The following is a 4,619-nucleotide window of genomic DNA, read 5'->3' as shown; positions in this document are numbered from 1 at the left end:
GGCGGAGTTCGTCTCCTTTCTTCATCTCAAACCGGTAATACCTCGCCTCCCCTCCCGCATCGACGGCGTCGTAGACGACCCACGATTTTGTCGGGTCATCGATGGGGAGGGCATGATCAGGGCGGTCGTTGCCGCCCCCCCGGAGAGGGACATGGGCCGAGGCCACCACACAGGCAGAGACCAGGATGAATATGAAGACCAGGAGACCACTTTTGCCGCGCATGGATCCGCATCCTCCGGCACGGCATATGAAACTGACGACGGCACCCGGATCCTGTCACGGGCATGTTCGTCCTCCCGGTCAGGGATCTCTGACCGGCACACCGGAACCCGGGAGCAATTGTTGAGAAGAGTCCCCAGATCCCATTGCTCAGCGCCGCCAGAAAAGCGCACATAAATTACACCCAACGAATTTTCGCACAGAAACGGTAGAATTCCAGGGGGACAGGACAGCAAAAATCCATAAAATATCTCGCAGGATCTGATCCGAAATCGGCGACATAATCCCGCCAGATCCTGTGCGGCGTCGCATCGTGGGCTCCACAGAATGATTATATATCTACTGCCCCATAGAGGGATCCGTTTCCGGACCGCACACTGCCAGGAAAAATATCAGGCAGGGAACGGTGGCAGGTCCGGAGTACACTGTGCCACCTCAAGGTGGCCCCGAAAAGGGGGGAAGAGCATGATAAAGAAAAAATATCTGGCGCCATTCATTCTCGCGGTCCTTCTGATCGCGGGGGCGGGTGTTGCCTATGCCGCCACCTCTGCCAGCACTCCTGGCGGCTTCGACAAAGTCGTCGTATTCATGGCGGCAGGGCAGTATGACCCGGCGGTTCCGCCGGCAGAGGGCGACCTTGCCATGTGGTTTCATAAGGACATTATGGAGAGGACCGACGAAGATATCGACATGACAAAAGAGGAGGCGATGGCGTACTTCAACGAGACCTTCGGCCTGAACTCCACGAACAGTCCCGAACCGATGGCATTCGGCGTGGACCCGAGGAACGAGTACAGGGCCTACATCATCTCCGGCATGGAAGTCCCGCCAGAGGGCTGGGTCGTCCGTGACGGCGGGTTCATGGTCAACCTGACAGATGAGACCACGCTGTACGGCACCTGGGGAGGCGAGGAAGGAAAGACCGTGCCTGCCGGATCCCTCTTTGTCTACGGGGACTACAACGTCAATGTGAGTTCCATGGACAATGTCTCGCCCGACAACGAGTCGCCCGACAATGTCTCGCCGACGATGACACCGACGCCGGCCGAACCCATCATCATCCACTACCAGTCTGCCGAACCGATCGTTCCCGACATGGTGAACAACGGGACCACCTTCCGCTGCACCGCCATCGCCCCATGGGGTGAGGGTATCGCACAGGGGCTCTCGTACCCGCAGACCGTCACCGACAACATGACCGGCATCAACATGACGCAGGCAAACATCAGGAACGTCCAGACCTATCCGGCGTACGCCCCGTCCATGGCCATGCCATAGGGCTCGCGTCTTTGTGCCGGGCAAGACCACTCCCGTTCTCTTTTTTATAACCTCTCCGAATGATGGCAGGCCACTTCAGAAGAGATAAATCCGTTCACAGCGAGAGGAAAGAAGAGATCTCAGGAAGGAAGAACATGAGAGTTACAGCATTCATGATTATCGCCGCACTCACCTGCCTTGTCCTCACCTGCGGCTGCACCGGAGGGGAGGCGACGGTCACCCTCGATACGGGCGACGTCACCGTGACAGGCCACAATGACACAGGCATGACCGTCGATTACCAGGTTCCGGTTACGGCGACAAATAACGGCACCGTCAAAGCCAGGGACGTGGGGGCCGCGGTGACAGTGCAGCAGGTGGGCCAGGGAGGAAACTGGACAGACCGCACCGCCAGGTCAGACCTCCAGTCCGGAGAGGTCACGTTCGGCACCATCGCGCCCGGGGAGTCGGTGACAAAGACGGTGGCCGTCACGCTCACCGGCACACCTGATTCCTATCAGGCGCTGAAGGCAGGGGATGGGGTCGAGGCCGTGCCGCGCCTGTCTCATGTCTCCTCCTGGAACATCCCCCTGATAGACTCCCTGCTCTGAATTACGACCACCTTTGACACGAGGGTCAGATATCCCGGGGCACAGACACAATGGGCCCCGGTGACGACCCGTGATCATTGCGGCATCAGATATCCGCCCGGGGATGGAGGAGAGCAATCGGGACACTTTTCTTGAGTTGATATCAAAGGCCCCCTATCTCTACCTCGGGATGGACCCGGACGACTACCTCGTCTACGGCCACACCCACCGCCCTTTCACAAGCGAAACTCACTCGGCAGCCAACACCGGCGCATGGGTGGATGATCCCGGAAAAATGGACGTATACGTATATCAGGATCGAAGATGGCGACTTACATCTCAAAAAATACACCGGAGGAGCGGGGAAAGGCTGTCGAGTCCCGGGGCAGGTTCATCGGCGAGGTCAGGGCGACCGGTGTCCCGGTCGCCTTCCATGTCCACGACTGCGAACCGGGCTATTCCCCTCCCCGGTATCATGTCTCCGACCACCTGCCTGTGGGCGAGATCGGGACAGGGGGCTTCAGGCGGATCGCCGGGTACCTTGCCAGGTCGGCGGGGACTCTTGAGGTCCTGCCTGTCGCCGACCCGCAGGGAGCCGTGCTCACGGCGAGGAGGTGCGCCTCCTTGCCGAATATGCAGCCGCCGCGCGGGATCAGGGAGAGGCAGGAGATGTATGATGGCAGGGTCATGACGCACACCCTCGCGGCGATGGCGGAGAGCAGGCGGATCCTGGACAGGGTTATTGCCGATTCACAGGATGCCGTCCTGCTCCGGCCGACTGCCTGTACCGGATCAGGTCTGCGATGCACGCGTTATAGGGCGTGGGGATCCCGTGTTTCTCCCCCAGCGCGGCGATATACCCGTTGAGGAGATCGATCTCGGTCTGTCTCCCGCAGGCGATGTCAGAGTACATGGAGGGATATGCCGCGGAAAAATCACGGATCTGGACGCCGAAGAGATGGGCAAGGTAGTCGTCGGCGGTCGCCCACGGCACCCTGACGCCCTCGGCCGCCATGACGGCGAAGGTCTCACGGATAAGGTGGCCGATGACCTCCCTGAGGTGGTCGTCTGCCGCCTCGCCCACAGGGATGGAGAGGAGGGCGCAGATCGGGTTGACCGAGAGGTTCAGGAGGGACTTTGTCCATTTTGCCGCGCGGATGTCCCGGCTTGTCCTGACCGCGATCCCGGCCTCCTGTACGAGGGCCACAAGGCCGTCGAGGGCGTCGCCGTCTTCTCCCGACCAGAGGCCAAAGACCATCGGGCTGCTCTCGCTCTTCACCCTGACATGCCCGTCCCCGACGATGGAAAAGTTGGTGGTCACGGTGCCGCCGATGACGACATCGGTATACCGAGCGATGGTCTCCTCGTTGCCGATGCCGTTCTGGAGGGTCGCCACAGGGCGTCCCCTGATGACAGAGGCGTACTCATCACAGATCGCCTGCGTGTCTGTGCCCTTCGCCGTGATCAGGATATAGTCGGGGTCGGGCGGCGCCTCCGCAGGCCCTCCGATACAGGAGACGCCGGATACGGAAAAATTTCCCCATATCCCTTCCATGACCAGGCCGTGCTCCCGGATCGCCGCAGCATGCCCGGGCCTGCATGCCGCATAGACCGCGGCGACCGCGGCTGTCTTCCCGGCAAGGGAGAGGCCGACCGCACCGGCACCGAGAATCAGGACGACCGGACGCTTTGTATGATTCATATCTCGTCACTGAGATCTTGAACCCGCGAGAGGATAACGTTTCTCAGGGCTATCCGGATAGCCGCACCAGAGCGGGGCGGCACCCTGAAGGTCACCCCGCCATCGCCACAGAGGGAAAGCAGGCCGAGATCACCTGTACCGTCCCCTCTTCGGGGAGGAACGCTCCGGCATCAGGGAGAGGATGGCGGCGAGCGACTCCTCTGTCAACCGTCCCTTCTTTCCGACGACCTCTGTCTTCCGGATCGTACAGGCCTGTGAGACAAGCGCATAACTCTCGTCAAAGAGGTCAAGGCCGCCGCTCGCAAAGTCAAGGAGGTCCAGCGATTTGAAGGGCGCGTCGACAGGTTCTTTGCTGGTCACCGGACAGACGCGGAGGGTAATGCCATCACAGACGCCGGTGACGATGGCAGGCCGGTTCTTCCGGGCCGACCAGTCTCCTATCCGAATGGGCGCAAGGACGACGTCTCCGGCAAAGTAGTCTCCCATCTGAGAGAAATGTTCTCCCGGAAGAGGCATAAGATGACCGCTCCGTTGCAGGACACGGGAAAGAAAGCCGTTCGACAGGGGGCGCGTATTCGCTCGTGGGTTGGCCGGGGCATAAAAGTGACGGGCGGGAATGCTGCCAGAATAAAGTGGATTAATGGGTCAGAAGCACGCTCTGCCCCACCACACATAGCAACCATCGACCGACCGGCGCCGGAAATATCTCCGATGCCCCGGCCGTCCCTACGTGCGGGATAGTGACTGCAATTTTTTCATCCTTTGATAATACCCGTCAAGACGTCTGATTGGTCTCAATCTCCTCAAGCGTTACGGTTTCTTCAGTAGTCATTGTCTCCTCGGCAGTCAT

General features: G+C 60.2%; 6 protein-coding genes. 2 read left to right on the top strand and 4 right to left on the bottom strand.

All coding sequences use genetic code 11. The features are described from left to right. Positions 1 to 223: hypothetical protein (locus tag PHP59_RS09085; protein WP_300166222.1), on the bottom strand; the 223-nt coding region annotated here is incomplete at its 3' end. A gap of 462 nt (positions 224 to 685) precedes the next feature. On the opposite strand from PHP59_RS09085, the gene PHP59_RS09080 reads away from it, so the two are divergent. Both PHP59_RS09080 and PHP59_RS09075 read left to right on the top strand, forming a co-directional pair. Further along, on the top strand, positions 686 to 1,498 hold the full coding sequence (locus tag PHP59_RS09080) for a hypothetical protein (RefSeq protein WP_300166220.1): 813 nt from the start codon (positions 686 to 688) through the stop codon (positions 1,496 to 1,498). Between the two features lie 134 nt (positions 1,499 to 1,632). Continuing rightward, on the top strand, positions 1,633 to 2,088 hold the full coding sequence (locus PHP59_RS09075) for a hypothetical protein (RefSeq protein ID WP_300166218.1): 456 nt from the start codon (positions 1,633 to 1,635) through the stop codon (positions 2,086 to 2,088). Between the two features lie 452 nt (positions 2,089 to 2,540). On the opposite strand, the gene PHP59_RS09070 is transcribed toward PHP59_RS09075, so the two are convergent. The 3 genes from PHP59_RS09070 to PHP59_RS09060 all read right to left on the bottom strand — a co-directional run bounded on the left by PHP59_RS09070 (position 2,541) and on the right by PHP59_RS09060 (position 4,255). Further along, on the bottom strand, positions 2,541 to 2,756 hold the full coding sequence (locus PHP59_RS09070) for a hypothetical protein (RefSeq protein WP_300166216.1): 216 nt from the start codon (positions 2,754 to 2,756) through the stop codon (positions 2,541 to 2,543). Positions 2,757 to 2,806: 50 nt separating this feature from the next. Next, the gene (locus tag PHP59_RS09065; protein ID WP_300166214.1) at positions 2,807 to 3,769 is read right to left on the bottom strand and encodes a ketopantoate reductase family protein; all 963 of its coding nucleotides are present in this window, start codon (positions 3,767 to 3,769) and stop codon (positions 2,807 to 2,809) included. Between the two features lie 129 nt (positions 3,770 to 3,898). Next, positions 3,899 to 4,255 carry a type II toxin-antitoxin system PemK/MazF family toxin gene (locus tag PHP59_RS09060; protein WP_300166212.1) on the bottom strand — a complete coding sequence of 119 codons (357 nt, stop codon included), beginning with the start codon at positions 4,253 to 4,255 and terminating at the stop codon, positions 3,899 to 3,901. Positions 4,256 to 4,619: the final 364 nt, after the last annotated feature.

It is taken from the genome of Methanofollis sp., from assembly GCF_028702905.1.
Classification (GTDB): Archaea; Halobacteriota; Methanomicrobia; order Methanomicrobiales; family Methanofollaceae; genus Methanofollis.
Note: the sequence above shows the minus strand (reverse complement) of the source record. Positions and strands in the feature narration are given on the sequence as shown.